This window comes from Chitinophagaceae bacterium C216, from assembly GCA_028485475.2.
Lineage (GTDB): Bacteria > Bacteroidota > Bacteroidia > Chitinophagales > Chitinophagaceae > Niabella > Niabella composti.
In genome coordinates, this window is record CP144143.1 from 2356282 (window position 1) to 2379498 (window position 23217).

Here is a 23217-nt window from a genome sequence, read left to right on the forward strand (position 1 = left end):
TAATTAAATAAGTGTTGACACAGCAATACCGTCCTTTTCATTACTGATATAAGCGGCTTCCACACAGGCCATGGTCATTAATGCATCATCGATGCTATTTTCGGGCTTCTGAATAATACGGGCTTTAGCTCTTTGCATTTCACGCATTGTGCCTATAAAAGCATGCGGAAACCAAGTTCCATGGAGAGGCTTTGTTTTCCATTCAGCTACGCCATCTTCCAAATGGATATATTCGAATGTATCTGGAATGCCGTGTGGATAGTTGATTAGCGCACCAAAACCAATTTTAATAGCACCTTTTGTACCTTCAATTTTTACGTATGACTCCTGTTTCTGAGGACTATAGTTATGATTATGATTGGTATGAATAACAGCCCTCACTAAATCCCCATAATCCATAATAATATTGGACTTTACCGAAGCCAGTTGCAATGCTTGCGGGTGCTTGAAAGTACGTGCTAATACTTTTTTCGGATTGCCTAAAAAAGAACGAATCAAATCGACATAATGAATACTATGATAATTAATTTCCATTCGCTCTTTCACAAACAGGAATTCCCACAAATTCCAAGGTGTATGAACATTTACATACACTTCAATATCCACGATATCGCCAAGCAGTCCATCTGCAATCATTCTTTTTGCTTCAAGAATATAGGGTGCAAAGCGCATCTGAAAGTTGACGCCAGCCTGCAAATGCTTTTGATAGGCAAGTTTATGAATAGCTTTTGCCTCATCAAGGCTTTCTCCATATGGCTTCTGAATAAGCACAGTAGCTTCATCAGGTAGTCGCTCTAATACATTAATGATTTCAGATGCAGGTAGTGCAAAGTCGTAGATAACCTCCGTTCCATTATCGGTCACCATCTCCTCAAGGCTATCATATACCTTTTCTATACCAAATTTCTCGGCAAGTGCTACAGCCTTGGCCGTATTACGATTGACAATCCCCTTTACCGTATAGTTGGCAATTTTATATGCGGGCAGATGTGCATCCGCTACAATACCACCTGCACCAATAATGCATATAGGAATATTGGGTTCGTGTTTTATGTTCATGAGTCAGTCCCTCCTAAATAATTACCGTATGTTAAAACCAATACGGCTACAATCAAAATAAATAATGCTATACCTAGACTCCGTATAGTTGCAACCTTAGTTTGCTTCCATTCTTTGAAAACCAAACCTATTAGGGAGCTCAATAATACCAACATAATCATATGTATGGCCCAGCTGGAAAACTCATATCTACCTAATCTCACATGCCCCAGCCCATAAAAAAAGAATTGACCGTACCACAAAATACCTGTAATCAAGGCCATCAGGTAATTGGTGGTAAGTGCTCCACTAGCATTATCAGTATACTCAGCTAAAGTTTTATTTTTCTTGTGCAAGAATAAAGTGTAACACAGTGTGGTGATAAAAGCGCCGGTATTAGAGAATATATAAACCACATTTACCTGAAAATTACCCGCTCCATAAGCGGCTGCAATATCCGAAATAGGCTTACCTGCATTAATGGCGAAACCGTAAAATGCAGACAGAATGCCTGCCAATATACAAAGTGGTAATCCTTTTCTAAATGAAAATGTATTTTGACTTTGCCCTAAATCTTTTTCTTTTTTATATCCGGCCACACCACAAAAAGCAATTCCTAAAGCGCCCAATAAAACCCCTGCGATAATCCAACTAGCGCCATTCCCTTTTAAAATAGTACTCAGTGATCCATCTACTAACGGCGGTATCAAGGTTCCAAGCACACAGGAAATACCTACAGAGATTGCATAAGTCAACGAGAAGCCAATAAACCTAATTGCCATTCCAAATGCGGTTCCTCCAATGCCATATGCCATTCCTAGTACGAAAGCGTTCAGCATTGCCGAAGCCGGCGCCTCTGATAGTACTTGGCCTAATGAAGGAACGGTGATCCATGCAACAATAATGGGCAATAAAAACCAACAGACAGCGGCTTGCGCCAGCCAATAGGTTTGCCAGCTCCACCCCCGTATTTTCTTCTCGGGCGTGTAACACATAGATGCAGAAGCCGCACCTATACCATGAAAAAATATACCCCAAAATAGCTGCATTATGTTTTATTTATAAATTTCTGGTCTATGGCAGAGACCCGGCAAGCGTTGAAATAACAAGTGCCTGAACGAATTATAGATTCAAATTATAAAAGGCAATAGCATTATCGCTATAAATACCTCTGCGAACTTCCTCTTCGCTTATCAAATCGTTAATAGCTTTTTTATAAATATTCCATACAGTTTCATAATCAGAAGCCAGAAGACTTACCGGCCAGTCGCCTCCACAAAAACAACGTTCCGTTCCAAATTCGTTTAGTGCAAACTCTATATATGGCTTTACATTATCGGCAGAAAAATTATGCTTACCGGCTGTGGTACCCATTCCGGAAATTTTCACATAAAAATTAGAATGCTTTGCCGCCTCTTTCATCCAGATTCCCCACTCACCAAAACGCTCATTAGATGCAATGGATGGCTGATTCAAATGATCAAACACCATTCTTAGTTCAGGAACCTGTTCTGCAACTTGCAAAGCCGTTCTAATATGATTAACTTTTATACCAACTACATCATATGGAATACCATGAGTAGCCAGCAATTTTAAACTTTCTATGACCTGTGGTTGTAATAACCATCGATCATCCTGTTCATCATGTATCAAATGACGTACCCCTTTAAAATAAGGTTCCCTGCTAACAACGGTTTCTAGTAACTCGGCCGTACGCTCTACATCTGTTAAAGGTAACCAACCTACAACACCTTTTACCCAGTCGCTGCTCCGTGCTGTTTCCAGCATGAGTTCAGTATCTTCCCATGTAATATCTGCCTGTACAAGTACCCCGCCATTCACACCCGTCGTTTCTATACTGGGTGCGAGCATGTTTAAATCATACGTTGTACGCAATAAAGGATCTGCATGCTCCAACCACGCATAACTCGAACGCTGTAAGTTCCATATATGTACGTGTGTATCGATAATCATAAATGCTATCCGTTTATTGGCGTAAAAATATTACATAACATTATTATTCATCAGATACTGTTTGTACTTCGCTTATATTTTGATTAAGCTTATATTGAGCTTCAATGAGCGCATTATGCTCTCCTAATGCGGGAGCACCCTTACTTCCTGATAGTACTTTACCATTAATTTTTATTGGAGATCGGATAGTTTTTATCGAGAGACCATTGCTAGTTTGCACAACAATCTCCATATTTAAGGCTTTGTACCCTTCTTCCTGTGTTAGTTCCTCATAATTTAGTACTCTTGAGCACCAGATATCTTTAGGCTCAAAAATGCTTAGCCAATAGGAAGTAGTATTTTCCAAAAGACGTTCCCGCAAAAGGGCTTTAATTTCATCCCGCTTGGCGAACCACTCCCTTTTATCTTTATATGCTTTAAGCTTCTCACAACCCGTAAGCTCGGCTAATAATAAAATATCAGCCATTGCTAAAGCAATATAACCATCTTTTGTTTTATAGATTCCATAAGGTGCCGCTACATAGGCATGACCACTATTTATAGCACTTCGCTGAGGAAGCGCATTCCCATCGTTATAAAAACAGGTAAGTGCTTCAAATTGAAAATCGAGGGCACTCTCCAGCATGCTCACCTGCACGAGTCCACCCTCACCGGTGATACCCCGCCGGTACAGTAAGGACAAAATACCCTGCACTAGGTGGGCTCCCGAAAAAATATCAATTACCGAAACACCCATCGGAGTCGGTGCGGCATGGCTACTGTTATTAAGCCATATAATACCTGACAATGCCTGCAATAATAAATCCTGCCCCGGCAGATGTTTCCACTCGCCCGTTTCCCCAAAACCACTCACTGCCGCATATATCACTGAAGGATTAATTTTTTTTACAGCTTCATATCCGAAGCCCAAACGTTCCATAACCCCGGGGCGAAAATTGTGAATCACTACATCTGCGGATGCGATCAGCTTTCGGATTTTTTCCGCATCCTTAGGGTTTTTCAAATCCGCTGCATAACTTTTTTTATTGCGATTGATGGCATGAAATATAGAAGACTCCCCATCTACAACAACATCCGATACGTATAACTCTCTACATATATCTCCTGTGCCGGGTTTTTCAATCTTAATCACCTCTGCTCCGAAATCCGAAAGGCATAGAGAGGCCGAGGGACCAGATAAGAACTGGCTGAAATCAATAACCACTATGTCCTGTAACAACTTCATATATGCCTATGCTAATTCATTTTTAATTTTTTCAGTATCCTTTCCCAAAGCCGGTGCCGGTTTGTTCACATAAAGCTTTTCTCCATCAATCCTAATGGGGCATCTGGTTGTAATAATCGAATGGTCTTGCAGCCGAATCTCCTGTTCCATACCCAGGACTTTGTACCCTTCATGCTGAGACAATTGTTTCCAATCTTTTACTTCAGCAGCCCATAAGTGATGTTTATGCAATAAACTCAGCCAATGATCAGTGGTATGATGCTTAAGCACATCACGAATAATTGCTTTTATTTCATCACGCTTCTGAAAAACATCTCCTTGATGAAACTGATCTAGCTCCGCACATTCCAGTGCTCTACGCAATGTCTGTATATTCATCATAGCAAGAGCAATATACCCGTCTTTAGTCTCGTAAATGCCGTAAGGAGCCCCCAAAAGAGGGTTCCCATTGCTCACCTTGCTTCTTTTCACTGAATTATTATCCAAGAACCAAGTGGTGAATAATTCAAACTGTAACGCGATAGCTGACTCTAGCAAGCTCAACTCTACATAAGCTCCCTTTCCAGTCTTCTGACGACTGATGAGTGCCGCCAGAATCCCCTGTACGGCGTGTATGCCACAAATACTGTCTATTACCGAAAGTCCGAATGGCATAGGATCATCATCACTATTACCGGTAGTGTAAGTAAGACCAGATATGGATTGAATGAGCAGATCTTGCCCCGGTTTCATACTCCACGGGCCTTCCTTACCATAACCCGTTATTTCGGCATATATAATCTTCTCATTAATCTTTTTTACATCTTCATAGCTCAATCCCATGCGCTCCATTACACCAGGTCTGAAGTTATGAGTGATAACATCTGCCTTTTGTATAAGCTTTTTGACAAGCTCAAAATCATCTTTGTCTTTTAGGTTAGCTGTAAAACTCTCTTTATTCCTGTTGATAGTATGAAAGTTCAAAGCGTCATCACCAATCCAAAGATTCTTAATAGCTAGTTTGCGGGATGGATCACCACCCTCCGGCCGCTCAATCTTAATAACACGAGCCCCCAAATCGGCCAAACGTAAACCTGCCGATGGTCCTGAAAGGTATTGGCTGAATTCCAGAACTACTACTCCCTGAAGTGGTAAACCCATTATTCTATCGTACTTAAAAATCTAGTGTTTAATGATTGATGGTATAATTCGTTTAATTTTTCAATCACAGCAACCGCATTATTACTTTTTCCGGACAGATAATCCCGTACATAATCTCCTGCATGATCTTGAAAGTATAAGTACCCATGATATCGGGGCCTTAAATAACTACGCTCCATTACCGGTAGTACATTCTTAAAAAAATTATTTGTTAACTGATTATTCAATTCGTTCAGCCAAGCTTTTTTGTGTGCCGGCTGGCCTTCATTGTATGTATAACCATGCATCTGATAGGAAGCACCACAAATCATTTCAGCAAAGCGCAGTGCATACGATCGGTGTTGAGAAAAAGCGGAAACTGCCAGGCCCGTACCTCCGATTGTAGTTTGCAGGCTCATCCCATTGTAGCTAACCACATCCGTATAATGCAGTATATTAGCCGCATAGCCTGCCCTTGAATAATTGGAATAGCAATAAGCAAAAGGACAATACCAGTAATCGTCTGTCCCCGCCATTAATTCAGCAACTGCAATAGGATTTTTTTCAAACATAGCTGCATCCAACAATGTGTACAGCTCCTTCATTGTGCTCAATGCCTGCACACCGATATTCGAATCTATAACATACTCCTTACTCTCAAATGGAGTTTTTCCATGTGCCAGACAAAAAGTATAAAAATTCATCAATAGATCAATAGGAATAGCAGGCGCCGCCACTTTCCCCTGTCGAGCCAAGGCAAGCACCTCCTCCCAGGTAGAAGGCACCGCAATACCGGCTTTGTCCAGTAAATCTTTTCTATAACTGGCTGCAGGAGCAGCCGCATCGATTGCCAGCGCCCATTGATGGCCGGCATACTGGTAACTGATATGAGAAGTACCTACTGGGTTATTCTCCAGATCTTTTAAAAAGTCGACTGACAAATACTCATCTAAAGGCAATACGCATTTTGTTTCTGAAGCAGTCCCCACCCAAGGATGATCAATGATAAGCAGATCATAATGCGGAGTGAGTTTTTCAATAGGATAATCGGCAAACTGCTGCAAGCTGCGTTTTTCCCATACTATTCTTACTTCAGGATGCAACTCGGAGAATCGTTGCGCTGCTGCCTGCAACGGAGTAATTCCTCTGCTGTGGTTCCATGTAATTCCTTTTAATACGATATCAGCCATCAGCGCTCTTTTTTTGTACCAATAACAAATGTTCAAATACCATTACCAGTTCCTTATGTTGATTGTGTACTTCCACTTGCTCGGTAACAATACCATAGCCGGGTTTCTTATGATCCCGCTTATCTTTAATAGTTACCGTAGCCTTTATAGTATCATTTATAAAAACAGGCTTTATAAAGCGTAATCTGTCGTATCCGTAGGTCATAGCTACATCATTAATCACGCCCGCCGTTAAACCTACTCCTACACTAAATATCAACGTACCATGGGCTATACGCTTTTTAAAAGGCTGCGTCTTACACCATTCTTCATCCATATGATGCGGATAAAAATCTCCGGTATGACCAGCGTGAAAGACGATATCGGCTTCTGTGATTGTTCTACCTGTAGTGGTTCTGGAATCATTAATAACAAAGTCCTCGTAATATATCTGAACATTCATATGTCAAGGCATTATAATAATGTCGAAAATATATCATACCACTCCCTTGGAAAATGTGATGTTTCACTAACATAATGGAAGATTTTACTACTCCAACCCTCATTTGCAGCAGTAAACAAAGCCCGCCCAAATACCCATAACAATAATTATGTAATATTGTATATCAACAACAACAAAATCATGGTGCCGGAGAACCTCCAGAGGGTATTCTATAAATTGCTTGCGGTATTCGCACTGTTATTACTTAATGTAGATGTTAACAGCCAGCATGCATTACAACCTATTCAGAATAATTTATCCATGAAATTAGGGGGCGAGTACCGAAAAACAGATTTCAGATGGTCTATCGCCGGCAATATGGATGGGAAAGACCCCAACATTTACTCTGAACTCATTTTCAATCCAATCCAGGCCGCCGGATTTTATGCAGATGCGAATTATCGGCTACTTAGTAAACTTTCTATTCAACTACACTACAATCAACTTTATACTTATAAAGGCCGCGTAACTGATTTTGACTATGAGGGCGACAATCGTACCTTACCTGTAGTACAATTATATCTCAAAAGTCACAAAGGCACTATGCGTACAACAGGAGGTAATATCCACTATACAGCATTCAAAAATCCATCGTGGAATATAGAAACTGGGGTGGGTTACACTGCGACAAAAGAACTCTTTTATCTGTTAGATGATCAAAATTCGGATTTAAGAAGTACTTATACAGCACAATGGAAAGGTCCCTCTCTAATAGGCGGAGTGGAGTGGTACTGTTCAAAAAAAATATATGCCGGTGTTCATGCTGCCTTACACATCTTAAAATATGATGCTGAAGCTAACTGGAATCTGATACAAGAATTTCGCCATCCGGTGAGCTTTGTACACGATGCCAAGGGAATAGGATGGGATTTAAAAGCTTATATGGGTTACAAGCTCACTCGACATTTCGAGATAAATGCCGAGTGGGTGTACAACAACTGGAAAACAAACCACGGAACAGACAGACTATTCCTCGCAAACGGAGAAACACCCGAAACCAGAATGAATGGCGCTTTCAAAAAAAGCAATGGCTGGCGAGCCGGCATTATCTATGTATTTTAAATTTACAGCGGCGCTGCTTTCAACCCCTGCCTATTTTCCCATGGGATAAAAGCCCCCAAAGTACCTCTGAACCGCCTGAAGCGGCTTTCTCGCTCTGTAAGAGACTTAAATTGTGGCGCCATTGCGGATGAAAAATCTATTGCATACTCATGATTGCTATTGAGTGTCTTCAGTGTATCAATTACAAAAGGTAAATGTTGTATAGGTGTAGCAAATCGCTTGCGTGTGAATCTTTTGGTCAAGGATGATTGAAAGGGGTCCGTCACCAGAACAATACTTTTAAAACCTAATTGCCGAGCCAGCTCATACGAATAGTAGATATTTTCTGTACTATGTTCTGCCTGAGTTTCGTAAAAAATATGCTCTTTGGGTATTCCCAATCGTTGAGCATATAATCCCATCACCTTTGCTTCGTAATAGGGTGTGTATACTGCCCCTCCCGAAAATATAATATTTCTGATAACGCCTTGCTTGTATAAAAAGGAGGCCCAAAGCACGCGTTCTTTCATTACCGAATCCCACTGATTATCTCTCAATGGCACACCGGGAACAATGCCGGCATCGAAAGTTTGTCCCTGCCGTATCACTTTATCATATAATTGTTGCGGCCGCTTTCTATACGACACACAAGCTGTGCCATACAGCAGTACCATAATTCCAATTATAGTGTACAGCATTGGATTCATGAAAATGTTTCAAACTTCTTTTTTCTTCTATATTGAACGCTTTCTTTCTACTGCAAATTATACCGATATTTATACCGCTCATACAGTTGCGTTTGCTTATTTGAAAGGTCTATTTTTCTACCTTGAATAAAAGCATTAGTAATAATACTAGACTTCATATCCAAAATATCCCCTTCGCAAATAACAATATTTGCATCCTTACCTACTTCTATCGAACCTGCTTGCTTATCGATTCCTAATATTTTAGCCGGGTTTAGAGTGATAGCTTGCAGTGCTTGCTCTTTAGTAAGTCCATATGCTACAGCGGTGCCTGCGTTAAAGGCAAGATTGCGATAGCGGGCTGAGCTGGAATTATCATTTAAAGCAAATAATACTCCCGCTCGCTGCAATATTGCCGGTGTCTTAAATGGCTGATCGATATCGTCATCTGGCAATGTAGGCAACTCATGTAATGTGTTTAACACTACTGAAACATTGTTTTTCTTTAAAAGATCAGCAACCAGATAACTATCCGCTCCACCTATAATCACCACTTCAATGTCAAACTTCTTTGCGAAATCTATGGCCATCAATATTTGTCTTACCCTATCGGCATGAACAAAGAGTTTTTGCTTTTTCTCAAATAAAGGCCGAAGCATTTCAAATTTAAGATTCACATCAGGCTTTGGATGCTGTTTGATATAAGCTTGTGCTTCGGCAAGAAATTGCTCTACCTGCTCCACCAGCTTGATACCTTCTTTTACAGGATTCGAGCCTGATGCCGAAGTACGTCCGCCTCGCATACTTCGATATAAAGAGGGCATATGCAGATGCATACCCGTCGCTGATGCATATAATGCGTCCTGCCATGTCCATGCATCTAATTGCACGACACTAGACGCTCCGGTAAGCAGGCTGCCTGATGGTGTTACTCCTGCAAGCAGTACACCATTTGCCCTCAGTGTATTAATCATACGGGAATCGGCATTATAGGCGTAGATGGATTGAATAGCAGAATTATATTGTCCCAGTTCATAATAATCATTTGACCCTCTCACGCCGCTAGATATCTCCTTAAGCCCTAAATCGGAGCTGGTTAATATAAGCCCCGGATAAACATTTTTACCGGTAGCATCAATAACCGTTGCGCCAACTTCGTCCACTGCACTCTGACTCACTGTAACAATTTTACCATCTTTGACAACGATGTGAGCATTCTTTAATACGGTACCCGTGCCGGTATGCACTGTTCCGTTTTTAATAACTAAAGTCCCTTCTTGTTTTTTAGCAGGATAAATCGTCTCCTGAGCCCATCCAAAATATTGATAACATACCAGCAACAATATGTGTAGGAATATCTTTTTAAGCATAGCTCTTTTATTTATTAGTTAAAAAGCGGCTTTTTCTTCGTGCAATTCATCATATGCAGAGATATAGTGGCCATCTACCTGCTCATAGTCTTCGCAATGCAGTAGCAGTTGCGGTGTAGGACGTGCGGGAGATACCGACGTTCCGGAGCGCGCTTCTGTTAACATCCTTTGTAACAAACGTTCCCGTTCTTTAGCAATATGCTTTCGCTTCCTCAAATCTTGTTCCCAGTCAAAATATACCACTCCATCAACGATCGTGTAAAGCGCTTTGGCATAAATACTAAGGGGATGATCACTCCACAGCACCACATCAGCATCTTTACCTACTTTTATACTACCTACTCTGTGATCGATATGTAGCGCCTTTGCAGGATTTAATGTTACCATCTTTAACGCTTTCTCTTCAGGAACACCGCCATACTTCACCGTTTTGGCTGCCTCCTGATTCAAACGACGTCCCATCTCCGCATCATCACTATTAATACATACATTCAAACCCATTTTGTACAGAATAGCCGCATTATATGCAATAGCATCCTGTACTTCCATTTTGTAGGCCCACCAATCGGAAAAAGTGGAGGTATTAGCTCCATGCTTTTTAAGCACATCGGCTACTTTATATCCTTCCAATACATGTGTGAAGGTATTTACCCTAAACCCGTATTTCTCGGCCATTGTGATGAGCCCCAAAATTTCGCTGGCTACATAGCTATGACAGGTAATGAATCTTTTATTATTCAGAATTTCCACCAAAGCATCTAGCTCCAAATCCCTGCGAACGGTTTTATCCCCCGCTTTGAGCTTCTGCTCATAATCTTTTGCCCGTTGAAAGGCATCGGCAATAACCGCCTGCACGCCCATTCGGGTGTCAGGGAAGCGAATATTGCCCTGCGTCTGTGCAGTTCTTTTTACATTTTCCCCCAAAGCAAACTTGATAAAGGGATCCGCCCCTTCAAATTTCAGTCCTGCATCATCTTTACCCCATCTCAGTTTTATTAACTGTGTCTGACCACCTATTGTATTAGCCGAGCCGTGTAGAATATGCGAGGTTGTTACTCCACCACTTAATTGGCGATAAATATTGATATCATCGGGATTTAAATTATCTCCTATACGCACTTCAGAAGTTACCGATTGTGCACCTTCATTAATAGAGAAGCAGGCGATATGAGAGTGCTCATCAATAATACCCGGTGTTAAGTGTTTCCCAGTGCCATCAATAATTCTAGCACCTGGGGCATTTAATTCTTTACCAATCTGAGCAATCTTTCCTCCTTTTAGTAACACATCGGTATGCTCCAGTCGTCCATCCTTTTCATTCGTCCATACTGTAGCATTTTTTATTAGAATATCCTGCTGTACGGGCAATTGCTCATTTCCATATGGAGAAAACGGATATAGAATTTTGGATTGGGGCAATGCCTTTGCAGTAGGCATGTTATTTCTTTTTGCATCCTCCTGTTTTATTAAACTCGCTGTCCAGTTAACTGTGGTGCCATTATTATCCATTCCCACCCCCTGCCAGCTATCGCCGTAATCCACTCCACTTAATATGTACAAAAGCCTACTGGTTTGAGAAGCACTAGATGAATCTTTTGAGTCACTCTTTACTGGCCGTAGCGCTGTTTTGGGAGCAAGCTGTAGGGATACCTGTTTACCATCGATTCTAAATTTTACGCTTAGCGTATCCAGACCCACTACACTAGCCTCATTACTACTTTTTACTTGAAGCGTGTATTCAGTAATACCAGATGGCCCCGATATCGCTAACTTATATTGCCCAGGTTGTTCCAATCCAGATTTGGCATCAACAGGATAACGCTGTCCCTTCACCCAGTTCTCCAAAATAACTGCTTTGTCAGTAAACAAATCGCCCGTTGTAATGAGAAAGTTAGCCCATTTGCCTACATCCAACGTACCTACTTCATGCTCGAGATTTAGTAATCGAGCAGGCGTTATCGTTAATGCTTCAAAAGCCGCTTTAGGCGAAAGTCCGTAATCGATAGCCTTGCGCAAGGCTGGCCAGAATGCAGAAGGGTCCTTCAAATCAGCTAATGTAAAAGCAAAAGGAATTTTTTCCTTTTCAAATGCCGCTGCATTACCTGGCGCCAACTCCCAATGTGCTAAATCAGTTAAGGAAACATACCGGGCATCCATAGGATCTTCAACATTCATAGCTTCGGGATAATTCAACGGAAGAATGTAAGGCGCCTTGGTAGCCGCAATTTCTTTGATGCGTTGATACTCATCTCCCCCTCCTTTAATAATAAACTGCACCCCAAACTCATCACCAATACGATCGGCTCTAATGCCACTCCATTTATCATTGGTCTCAAAAATTTGTGGCAGCGATCGATTTTCATACCACGCCTCCAGCGATTTATTGATACCCTCTTTAAGAGGCCTGTTTTGTATATACCAATCTACATCGATAAAAGTCTGACGCAACAGTGCCACTGCGCCCATTATCGAAGTGGGATAGGTTTGTGTAGATGTTCCTTTGCTAAAGGAATAATAAGCCGCAGCCTTATCTTTAATAATATTCAAATTTTCTTTATCATCACTGAGTAATACAGCCGTTCCGGTGCCACGTGCAATACCGTCTTTTTGATGTGTTACAACGGTACCAAACCCCTGTGCTCTTAACGTAGCGGCCTTAGTGGCATCCGTGGCAAAAAGTTGATACCCGTTGACTTCACTTTTAATAGCCTGATTCCATGCAAAAGGCCCCTTAGTATTCGTGGTAAGCTGTTGTGGCCCGAAAAAAGAAGTTTGCCCTCCTGTTCTTTGCGGAATGGGAATACCGTAATCACTGAAAATATCGATAAATGAAGGGTAGATAAACTTACCCTTGCAGTCTATTACAACATATCCTTCAGGCACGGATGCTTTACCTACTGCGGTAATTTTTCCATCCTTAATAATTAAAGTACCGTTTGCAATTACGGTGTTGGCGTCTTTTACAATAGAAGCATTGATAAAAGCATAGGCGCCGGTTCGGGGATCGGCTACCCCGTTCACAGGATAGGTAATTTGAGCTATAGCCTGAAAGACAACCGTAACAAATGTCGCTAGCAGAATGTGTTTTTTCATTGATACAGTTTTATAGAGCAGCTATTTAAAGATATTTACTGAAAAAATACTAAATAAACGACAATAAAAAGCATCTAGCGTATAAAACCGCTAGCTAGTACTAAAGAAAAAGTGCAATCCTAATATCAGGATTGCACTTACTATGTGATTAAACCTCTAATTGATTACAGACTTTCGCCTAATTGTGACATATCCAAACCTTCGGCTTCTTCTTCCTCGCTTACACGTAATGGCGTAATGAGATCTGTGATTTTGAGAATAATCATACTCATTACAAATACCACAACTAATACAACAATGGCTGTTAGTGTGTGTGTAACAAACAATTTAGTTTCGCCGAAGAAAAGACCTTTATCAGTAACAGCAGAGTTGATGCCGGGGCTGGCAAATACACCTGTAAGAATCATACCTACCATACCACCCACACCATGACAAGGGAATACATCCAATGTATCGTCAATTCCGGTTCTGGTTCTCCACTCTACCATGAGGTTGCTCACCAAAGCAGCAACTACACCAATCACCAATGCATGTGGAATACTTACAAAACCTGCAGCAGGAGTAATCGCCACCAATCCTACAACTGCACCGATGCTGGTACCCATAGCCGATGGTTTTTTGCCTCTTAAAGCATCAAAAATAATCCAAGTAAATGCAGCAGCACCTGAAGCTATAGCTGTTGTTGCCAGGGCGATAGCTGCTAGATTGTTAGCTCCCATGGCAGAACCACCATTAAATCCAAACCAACCGAACCACAGCAAACCAGTTCCTAATAATACATAAGTAATACGAGCCGGTTTCATTTCCTGATCGGTTCTTTTCTTCAAATAAATGGCACTCGCTAAAGCGGCCACACCGGCACTCATGTGTACCACGGTACCACCCGCAAAATCCAGTACACCCAGATTAGCCAGCAGTCCGTCGGGATGCCAAGTCATATGTGCCAACGGGGCATAAATGAAAATGAAGAACATTACTATAAATAGTATATAAGAAGTAAAGCGAACACGCTCAGAGAAGGCACCGGTAACGAGGGCCGGAGTAATAATAGCAAATTTTAACTGGAAAAAGGCAAATACCGCCAGTGGAACGGTAGGCGCAGCAGACCAAGGCTGTCCATCCAGTACCCCATTCATTAAAAAGAAGGTAGCCGGATTTCCAATAATACCGCCTATGTCATCCCCGAAAGCAAGGCTAAACCCGAAGAAAAGCCAGATGATAGAGACAATTGCCATACAAATAAAACTTTGTAACATTGTCGAAATCACATTCTTCTTTTTTACCATACCACCATAGAAGAATGCTAGGCCCGGGGTCATAAGCAATACCAGCGCAGCAGATGCTAATAACCAGGCAGTATCGCCGGTATCCACATCGGGAGCAGTATCACTGTTTACAGGATTGTGCCCCATAAAAAGACTGAGTATTGCAACAAGCATAAGCAGCAGAAAGGGAACGATAGCCAGTTTTTTGGTCATGTGCATAATAAAAAAATTTAATTTAAAGAAATTAGATAAAAACAGAAAAAATTTGATATTAATTTTATTCTAATTTCAAAAATAAAATATTATTCAAATAAAATACAAACATTTTTACGATTTTTTCTTACATAATTTTATTTATAATATATATATAGCAATAATAAAATTGGAAGACACACCTGAGGTTTTGGAAATTTATAAGCCTTATATTTTAAGTAGCGCCACGACATTTGAACTAGAAGTTCCTGATATAGAACAATTTGCACTTAGAGTACAAAAATATTCGCAGCAATTTCCTTGGCTTGTAGCAAAAGATGGAGATACTATAGCCGGATACGCTTATGCTTGGACTTATAGAGAAAGGGCAGCATATCAATGGATAGTGGAAACCTCCATTTATATTAATAAAAATTATAAAAAGAAAGGAATCGGCTCTACACTCTACGAGGTCCTATTCGAAATACTGAAGTTGCAACAAGTTCATAAGGCGTATGCCCTTATTACACTACCTAATGCAGCAAGTGTAGGATTCCATGAAAAACAGGGCTTCCGGCATTTTGCTACTTTTGAAAAAGTAGGCCATAAGCATGGTGCATGGCATGATGTAGGCTGGTGGGAAAAAACACTCATCGAACAGACCGACACGTCTCCCCTCCCTATTATTCCATTTAAAGAGTTGGATGCAACTACCGTAAATACGCTTCTGTCAAAATACGCTATATAGTGCGGCCTGGATATACTTTTAGTGCGGTTTCCAGACAATCCATCGCATTACTGATGGCTGTCTGATTGATAACATAAGCAAGCCTTACTTCATTCTTCCCTAAGCCGGGTGTTGCATAAAAACCGGTACCCGGCGCCAGCATTAAGGTTTGATTATGATAAGAAAACGCTTCCAATAACCATTGACAGAATTTATCGCAATCATCAATGGGTAAACGTGCCATCGCATAAAAAGCACCGCCTGGGTTAGGACAAAACACCCCTTCCATACTATTCAAGCGACTTACCAGGAGGTTTCGGCGTTGCAGATATTCTTCTTTTGTGGTATCAAAATAATCAGCAGGCAGATCTATGGCTGCTTCTCCCAGTATTTGGGCTAACCCCGGGGGGCTTAGGCGGGCTTGCGCAAATTTCAGGGCAGACTCCAACACCTTTTTATTCTTAGTAACCAACGCACCAATGCGCGCTCCGCAAGCACTATAACGCTTACTAATAGTATCCAATAATATGGCATGCTCCTCCAAACCCGCAATGTGTAGCACACTGGTATGGTCAGTATCCCCGTAACAAAACTCTCTATAAGCTTCATCGCCCAGCAAATAAAGATGACGCTCTTTACAAATCTTACCAATAGCTTCTATTTCTTCCCGGCTATATAAATAGCCTGTGGGATTATTAGGATTGCAGATAAGTATCGCCTTAGTTTTATCCGTAATATACCTTGCAAAAACATCTGTGGGCGGCAATGCAAATCCATCCTCAATACTTGATGGCACCGCCACTACTCGTACACCTGCCTCACATGCAAAACCGAGATAATTTGCATAAAGTGGCTCAGGAATCAACACTTCATCGCCCTCATCCAAACAAGTAAGGAATGCAAAGCGAATCGCCTCACTTCCTCCGGTGGTAATCATAATTTCATCGTAATCCACCTCAATTCCCAGCTTTTTGTAGTAAGTCGTCAGTTTACGACGATAGCTCTCATTTCCAGCACTATGACTATACTCCAATACCGGCATTTGTACATTGCGTACTGCATCCATAATCGCAGGAGGCGTTTCAATGTCCGGCTGTCCAATATTCAAATGATATACAGTTAATCCTTTTTTCTTCGCAGCTTCTGCAAAAGGGACTAATTTTCTAATTGGAGATGCAGGCATTGCTATCCCGCGCTGAGAAATCGTAAGCATATATCAAAGATAGGTAGATTACAAAGCTTTCAAATCGATAAAAAACGAAAAAACCCCTTCATGAATACGAAGGGGCGCAAATTTATGATTATGATTAATTTTTCTAACTAATTACTTTTTACTTGCCGCAACTACTTCTCCGGTAAAGTATACCACTTTAGGCTCGGTATATCCGGCAAGATATATCTCTACATCCCGATTAACCGGACCCACGGTTGCAGCATTGTAAGACACTTTAATTTTTCCAACTTTTCCAGGAAGAATAGGCTCGTTGGGTTTTTCAGGAATCGTACATCCACAACCTGCCATTACACTTTTTACCACAAGCGGTTTTTTGGTTTGATTCACAAACTCCATATAGAAGGTATAGGGCTGCCCCTGAGGAATTTTACCAATATCATATTTTTCTTTCACCATTTTAATAGCAGACTCAGCCGAAGTATTTTTTTCGGACGATTGTGCACTTACCCAAACAGCGAAAGACATCAACAAAGCCAGTAAACAGATTTTCTTCATAGAAAAGATTTTTTAAGCGAAAGATTAAACTTAATTACACAAAAGTATCAAAAAGGTTCAACAGCCAGATGCATTTTAACAAACAAAGGTTGCATCAAGCAGCAATAATTCAATATTTTATCCGTTAAAAATGATTTTCTCACAAAAAATAAACAGAAAACATATATATCATACAAATTGATATAGTATTCATACTAAAATATCAATTAGCACGTTATATCCATATATAACTCATCTCACCTATATTTGTTACATGGACATGTTGAATTCTGGAACCTCTGTGCACGAAGAAAAACTGTCTTTTGAAAAATTTAAAGACGAAGTACTGCACGATTATTACATAGCCTGTCTAAGCAGGGAAACCAGTATACTCTCTCGCAAGGAGGTGTTGACAGGCAAGGCGAAATTTGGGATTTTTGGAGATGGTAAGGAAGTGGCACAGGTAGCCCTCGCAAAATTTTTTAAGCCCGGCGACTGGAGAAGTGGTTATTACAGGGACCAGACCATGATGTTTGCCATGGGCGTTTCTAATCCTCAACAATACTTTGCTCAATTATATGCCGATGCCGACCCCGAAAGAGAACCTTTCAGCCGAGGAAGGCAAATGAACAGCCACTACACCAGCGCTAATACACGTGAAGACGGCGAGTGGCTCGATCTGGTAAACATTAAAAACACTTCTACAGATATGGCCCCTACTGCGGCCCAGATGCCACGCTCTGTAGGGTTGGCACTTGCATCTAAATTATTCAGGCAAGTAGAAGAGTTAAAACAATTCAAGCACCTTTCCAATAATGGTAATGAAGTTTGCTTCTGCACCATAGGCGATGCTTCCACTAGTGAAGGTCATTTTTGGGAGGCGGTAAACGCAGCTGGAGTGTTACAAATTCCCTTGGTCATTTTCGTATGGGACGACGGTTATGGTATATCAGTTCCTCGCGAATATCAAACCACCAAGGGTTCTGTTTCAAAAGCACTTAAAGGCTTTGAAAAAGAAGAAGGCACCAACGGCTTCTACATCGCTACACTAAAAGGCTGGGACTACATGGGCATGGTGGAAGTATTTGGAGAAGGCATCAATCTTGCCCGCGAAACACATACGCCGGTGATCTTTCATGTAGAAGAACTCACGCAGCCTCAAGGCCACAGTACATCTGGCAGTCATGAGCGCTACAAAAGCCCAGAAAGATTAGCATGGGAAAAAGAATGGGACTGCATAAAAAAGATGCGCGATTGGATTCTTGAAAACGCTCTAGCAGATGAAGCCACTCTTGCTACAATAGAAAACGATGCCAAACGGCATGTAAAAGAAGCCAGAGACCGTGCATGGCAGGAATATATTTCACCCATCAAACAACAGGTGCAACAAACCCAAGCAGTAATTGAGTCTCTTATTCCAAATAACCCGCAACATGCAGAAGAACTGCGCAACATATCTCACAAGCTAGGTTCATTGCGCGAGCCTTTGCGGAAAGACAGTATGAAAAGCGTATTTAAGGCACTACTACTGTGTGGAGAAAATGCAACCGAAGAAGCAAAAGCCTACTATAAAAAATTACAAGAAGAAAATAAACAGCTATACAATACCTTCCTCTACAACGAAGGCCCCAAAAGTGCACTGAAAGTAGAAGCAGTTCCTCCTATTATACGTGAAGACGCTCCACTACTAAACGGATATCAAATTATTAATAAATATTTCGATGGACTATTTGCCAGCAACCCCAAAGTAGTAGCTTTTGGGGAAGATTTAGGAAAGATTGGCGACGTGAATCAGGGTTTTGCCGGCTTACAAAAAAAATACGGTAATAAAAGAATTGCCGATACCGGTATTAGAGAACTCACTATAATGGGAGAAGGTATTGGATTAGCTTTAAGAGGCATTCGCCCTATTGCAGAAATACAGTACCTCGACTATGTCATTTACGGACTACAACCACTGACAGATGATGTAGCTTCTTTATACTATAGAAGCGGTGGTAAACAAAGCTGTCCTATTATCGTACGTACACGCGGACATCGTTTGGAAGGAATTTGGCACAGTGGTTCACCCATGGGAATGATTATTAACGCCCTAAGAGGTATGTATATCTGTGTTCCTCGAAATATGGTACAGGCCGCCGGCATGTACAATACGCTACTTAAAAGCAATGACCCGGGAATGGTAATCGAAAGCCTGAACGGATATAGATTAAAAGAAAAATTACCCGATAATCTTAATGAAATTACAGTACCATTAGGTATTCCGGAAATATTGCAAGAAGGTGACGATATTACTATCGTGAGTTATGGATCGGTACTACGTATTATTGAAGAGGCTATTCAAATGGTGGCCCCCTTAAACATCAGCTGTGAACTGATAGACGTGCAAACCTTACTTCCATTCGATAGAAATCATATCATTCTGGAATCATTGAAGAAAACCAATCGTATCGTTTTTGTAGATGAAGACGTACCCGGTGGTGCAGCGGCTTATATGTTTAATAAAGTAATGGAAGAACAAGGCGGTTATCGCTATCTCGATGTAGCGCCACGTACCATTACCAGCAAAGAACATAGACCTGCATATGGTAGCGACGGCGACTATTTCAGCAAGCCCAATGCAGAAGAAATAGCAGCAGTGCTTATCGAAATGATGAAAGAATAATTGTGTTGTGATAAATATTGATATAAAGTGCGGTCGAACCCGCACTTTTTTCTTTATTGGTTATAACCGATATAAATGTTAAATTACAGGTATGGAATTCCTGCAAAAACTACAGATCAGCACTCACAACGAAGGCATCAGTACCGGAAGTAAATGGTTAGCCGGACATGGTGTTGTTATCAATTCTTATTCTCCTGTAGATGGCGCACTTATCGCGGCCGTAAGTACTGCAAACAAAGAAGATTATGACCAAGTTGTAACCAAAGCCCAAGAAGCTTTTGAGCAATGGCGCTTATGGCCGGCACCCAAACGCGGCGAGGTAGTAAGACAAATTGGTCAAGCTTTAAGAGCGTACAAAGAAGAACTGGGCAAACTTGTTTCTTATGAGATGGGAAAAAGTCTGCAAGAAGGCATGGGCGAAGTACAAGAAATGATTGACATCTGTGATTTTGCAGTAGGACTAAGCCGACAGTTACATGGCCTAACCATGCACAGCGAACGTCCTGGACACCGCATGTATGAGCAATATCACCCCTTGGGTGTTGTAGGAATTATTACCGCATTCAACTTTCCTGTTGCCGTATGGAGCTGGAATAGTATGCTGGCCTGGATTTGTGGCGATGTATGCGTATGGAAACCTTCTGAAAAAACACCTTTATGTGCCATAGCTTGTCAGCATATCATAACATCGATTTTCGAAGCCAATGGCGTTCCCGAAGGTGTGAGTTGTCTTGTTTCCGGCGGTCGTGAAGTAGGTGAATGGATTTCGAAAGATGAAAGAATACCCTTGGTTTCGGCAACCGGCTCTACTCGTATGGGCAAAGCTGTAGCAGTCAACGTAGCTCAAAGATTGGGACGTTCTTTGCTGGAATTGGGAGGTAATAATGCTATTATTGTTACTAAAAATGCGGACTTACAAATCGCAGTACCCGCCGCCGTATTTGGAGCCGTGGGTACCGCAGGACAAAGATGCACTACCACCAGACGACTCATCATTCATGAAGAAATATTTGATGTATTTACGAACAAGTTGCTCCACGCCTATCAGCAATTAAAAATTGGGAATCCGTTAAATCCCGAAAATCATGTGGGACCACTGATTGATAAAGATGCTGTACAACAATATCTACACGCCATTGAAGAATGCAAAAATCAAGGTGGTGTATTTCTAACTGATACCGGGGTGCTCGACGGAGAAGCATACAGCAGTGGTTGTTATGTAAAACCCTGTATCGCCAAAGTAGCTCACCACTACCCCATTGTACACAAAGAAACCTTTGCACCGATTCTTTATTTAATCCCGTACAAAACACTGGAAGAAGCCATTACCATACAAAACAGCGTACCTCAGGGCTTATCATCAGCCATCATGACTACCGACCTTCGCGAAGCGGAGCTATTTTTATCACATGCCGGAAGCGATTGCGGTATTGCTAATGTGAATATCGGAACTAGCGGCGCAGAAATCGGAGGTGCTTTTGGGGGAGAAAAAGAAACAGGCGGTGGTCGCGAAAGTGGTAGTGACGCTTGGAAAAACTATATGCGCAGACAAACCAATACTATCAATTACACCAACCAGCTGCCTTTAGCACAAGGCATAAAATTCGATATCAGTTAAACATTTCCTATGATAAAAATAAGACTGCTGCCATCCGCCTGTCCATTTTTACCGTCTATCATTTTATGAAAATCTTTCAATTGTTAAGCCTATTTTTGTTGTTTTATAATAGTTTAAAAAGTTACGTGAATGAATAAACTAGTTAAGACCTTAGGTGTAGGGCTTCTTACAGCCACCACCTTCTTTCACACCGAAGCACAGAATACTGTACCCGAGGGATGGCATTTAAAAGATCTTGAAACAGACGGCTTCTATGGTATCAGCCTAGACAAAGCTTATGAGTTTTTAAAATCAAAAGGACTAAAAAGCACTCCTGTAATTGTTGGAGTAATAGATTCTGGTATTGATACCACCCATGAAGACCTAAAACCCGTACTGTGGATAAACGAAAAAGAGATTCCCGGAAACGGTATTGATGATGACCAAAATGGTTATGTAGACGACATTTTCGGATGGAACTTTTTGGGAGGTAAAGATCCCAATCACAACGTGACTAAAGATTCTTACGAAGGTGCACGTGTATATTGGAAATACAAAAGCAAATATGAAGGCAAAAAAGCTGAAGAAATTCCCGCTTCAGAAAAAGCTACATACGAAATGTGGTTAAGAGCAGAAAAAGAAACCTTGAAAACCAAATCCGATCCTTCGGAAGCCGCCTTTATGAAGCAAATAGGAGAAGCTTTTAAAGCCGGCGATTCTACTATCAAGGCTGAGCTAAAGAAAGAGGTATATAATTGTAAGGATCTCGAATCCTATACTCCCAGCACTGCCAATGCCGGCAGGGTAAAACAAATTTTATTGGCTACCTGCAAAGGCAACGATAATAATGAGCTTACCAACGCTATGCTGATGGAGGAACTTCAGAAAGATCTGGATAAGATTGCCGTTGCTGAAGAAGCTCCCAAACCCTATCGCGCAGAAGTGGTGAAAGATAACTACGATGATTATAATGATAGATATTATGGCAATGGTAATGTTTATGTAAACAATGAGTCTGCATTGCACGGCACACACGTTTCAGGTATTATTGGTGCTGCAAGAAATAATGGTGTGGGAATGGACGGTGTAGCAGATAATGTGAGAATTATGAGTGTAAGAGCGGTTCCCGACGGTGATGAGCATGATAAAGATATTGCACTGGCTATCCGCTATGCAGTAGATAACGGCGCTCGTGTTATTAATATGAGCTTTGGTAAAGGCTTTTCGCCCGAAAAACACTGGATTGATGATGCGGTAAAATACGCCGAGAGTAAAAATGTATTGCTGGTTCACGCAGCAGGTAATGACGCGGCAAATGTAGATACAGCGCACAACTACCCTACTTCAAAATATTTGGATGGTAAAAAAATCAGCAATTGGATTACTGTAGGAGCCAGTGGTGATGGTAAGGTAGGTAATCTTATAGCCAGCTTCTCCAATTATGGTAAAAAAGAAGTGGATGTATTTGCACCAGGTGTAAGAATTTATGCTACGCTACCCGGTGGTAATAAATACGGAAACTTACAAGGTACCAGTATGGCTGCACCCGTAGTATCCGGTATTGCTGCACTTATTATGAGCTATTATCCGAATCTTAGTGCCGTAAAGGTTAAGGAAATCATTGAAAAAAGTGTAACCGTTCCTACCCAAAAAGCTTTGCTTTCTGCTACTGGAGATAGTGTTTTACTCTCCGATGTATCTGTTACTGGAGGCATTGTGAATGCTTACAAAGCTGTGGTAATGGCTGATGCCGAAAGTAAAAAGGTTGGTGCTAATACAAACAGCAAACCACAACCCAAGGCCATCAGAAGAAGCAGATAACAAAATTTGCTAGTGATACAATTAA

18 protein-coding genes are annotated in these 23217 nt (G+C 41.2%); 5 read left to right on the forward strand and 13 right to left on the reverse strand.

Translation table 11 applies throughout. From position 1 onward, the window contains the following. Positions 1-3: 3 nt before the first annotated feature. From PIECOFPK_RS10025 to PIECOFPK_RS10055, 7 genes are all read right to left on the reverse strand, one after another. The gene (locus PIECOFPK_RS10025) at positions 4-1059 is read right to left on the reverse strand and encodes a Gfo/Idh/MocA family protein (protein WP_330975355.1); all 1056 of its coding nucleotides are present in this window, start codon (positions 1057-1059) and stop codon (positions 4-6) included. Further along, positions 1056-2087: an L-rhamnose/proton symporter RhaT gene (locus tag PIECOFPK_RS10030; protein ID WP_409965774.1), complete on the reverse strand. Its 1032-nt coding sequence runs from the start codon at positions 2085-2087 to the stop codon at positions 1056-1058. The genes PIECOFPK_RS10025 and PIECOFPK_RS10030 overlap by 4 nt, the downstream gene beginning before the upstream one ends. 73 nt (positions 2088-2160) lie before the next feature. Further along, the gene (locus PIECOFPK_RS10035) at positions 2161-3012 is read right to left on the reverse strand and encodes an amidohydrolase family protein (protein ID WP_330975357.1); all 852 of its coding nucleotides are present in this window, start codon (positions 3010-3012) and stop codon (positions 2161-2163) included. A gap of 43 nt (positions 3013-3055) precedes the next feature. After that, complete coding sequence (locus tag PIECOFPK_RS10040) at positions 3056-4237, reverse strand: CaiB/BaiF CoA transferase family protein (RefSeq protein WP_409965775.1); 1182 nt, start codon at positions 4235-4237, stop codon at positions 3056-3058. 6 nt (positions 4238-4243) lie between these two features. Further along, positions 4244-5377, reverse strand: coding sequence for a CaiB/BaiF CoA transferase family protein (locus PIECOFPK_RS10045; RefSeq protein ID WP_409965776.1), 1134 nt, complete (start codon positions 5375-5377; stop codon positions 4244-4246). After that, entirely contained in the window at positions 5377-6546 is a 1170-nt protein-coding gene (locus tag PIECOFPK_RS10050; protein ID WP_409965777.1) for an ABC transporter substrate-binding protein, read from the reverse strand. Before PIECOFPK_RS10050 ends, PIECOFPK_RS10045 begins: the two co-directional genes overlap by 1 nt. Further along, complete coding sequence (locus PIECOFPK_RS10055; protein ID WP_330975361.1) at positions 6539-6988, reverse strand: MaoC family dehydratase; 450 nt, start codon at positions 6986-6988, stop codon at positions 6539-6541. The genes PIECOFPK_RS10050 and PIECOFPK_RS10055 overlap by 8 nt, the downstream gene beginning before the upstream one ends. Before the next feature lie 156 nt (positions 6989-7144). Here PIECOFPK_RS10055 and PIECOFPK_RS10060 point away from each other — a divergent pair, with 156 nt between their 5' ends. Then, positions 7145-8089: a hypothetical protein gene (locus tag PIECOFPK_RS10060; RefSeq protein WP_330975362.1), complete on the forward strand. Its 945-nt coding sequence runs from the start codon at positions 7145-7147 to the stop codon at positions 8087-8089. A 2-nt stretch (positions 8090-8091) separates the two neighbouring features. Here PIECOFPK_RS10060 and PIECOFPK_RS10065 read toward each other — a convergent pair whose 3' ends face one another. From PIECOFPK_RS10065 to PIECOFPK_RS10080, 4 genes are all read right to left on the reverse strand, one after another. After that, complete coding sequence (locus tag PIECOFPK_RS10065) at positions 8092-8742, reverse strand: YdcF family protein (RefSeq protein WP_409965778.1); 651 nt, start codon at positions 8740-8742, stop codon at positions 8092-8094. An 80-nt stretch (positions 8743-8822) separates the two neighbouring features. Continuing rightward, entirely contained in the window at positions 8823-10124 is a 1302-nt protein-coding gene (locus tag PIECOFPK_RS10070) for an amidohydrolase family protein (RefSeq protein WP_409965779.1), read from the reverse strand. A gap of 18 nt (positions 10125-10142) precedes the next feature. Beyond that, on the reverse strand, positions 10143-13217 hold the full coding sequence (locus PIECOFPK_RS10075) for an amidohydrolase family protein (protein WP_409965780.1): 3075 nt from the start codon (positions 13215-13217) through the stop codon (positions 10143-10145). A gap of 164 nt (positions 13218-13381) precedes the next feature. After that, the gene (locus PIECOFPK_RS10080; RefSeq protein WP_330975366.1) at positions 13382-14701 is read right to left on the reverse strand and encodes an ammonium transporter; all 1320 of its coding nucleotides are present in this window, start codon (positions 14699-14701) and stop codon (positions 13382-13384) included. Positions 14702-14858: 157 nt separating this feature from the next. Between PIECOFPK_RS10080 and PIECOFPK_RS10085 the strand changes: the two genes are divergently transcribed. Beyond that, positions 14859-15422 (forward strand): N-acetyltransferase family protein, encoded by a 564-nt coding sequence (locus PIECOFPK_RS10085; protein WP_409966819.1) that lies wholly within the window; start codon positions 14859-14861, stop codon positions 15420-15422. Here PIECOFPK_RS10085 and PIECOFPK_RS10090 read toward each other — a convergent pair. Both PIECOFPK_RS10090 and PIECOFPK_RS10095 read right to left on the reverse strand, forming a co-directional pair. Beyond that, positions 15415-16614, reverse strand: a complete 1200-nt coding sequence (locus tag PIECOFPK_RS10090) for a pyridoxal phosphate-dependent aminotransferase (protein ID WP_409965781.1) — start codon at positions 16612-16614, stop codon at positions 15415-15417. The genes PIECOFPK_RS10085 and PIECOFPK_RS10090 overlap by 8 nt on opposite strands. Before the next feature lie 111 nt (positions 16615-16725). Continuing rightward, positions 16726-17130: a DUF1573 domain-containing protein gene (locus PIECOFPK_RS10095; RefSeq protein ID WP_409965782.1), complete on the reverse strand. Its 405-nt coding sequence runs from the start codon at positions 17128-17130 to the stop codon at positions 16726-16728. Positions 17131-17383: 253 nt separating this feature from the next. On the opposite strand from PIECOFPK_RS10095, the gene PIECOFPK_RS10100 reads away from it, so the two are divergent. From PIECOFPK_RS10100 to PIECOFPK_RS10110, 3 genes are all read left to right on the forward strand, one after another. After that, entirely contained in the window at positions 17384-19774 is a 2391-nt protein-coding gene (locus tag PIECOFPK_RS10100; RefSeq protein WP_330975370.1) for a thiamine pyrophosphate-dependent enzyme, read from the forward strand. Between the two features lie 91 nt (positions 19775-19865). Next, complete coding sequence (locus tag PIECOFPK_RS10105; protein ID WP_330975371.1) at positions 19866-21392, forward strand: aldehyde dehydrogenase family protein; 1527 nt, start codon at positions 19866-19868, stop codon at positions 21390-21392. 129 nt (positions 21393-21521) lie between these two features. Next, complete coding sequence (locus PIECOFPK_RS10110; RefSeq protein WP_330975372.1) at positions 21522-23192, forward strand: S8 family peptidase; 1671 nt, start codon at positions 21522-21524, stop codon at positions 23190-23192. Positions 23193-23217: the final 25 nt, after the last annotated feature.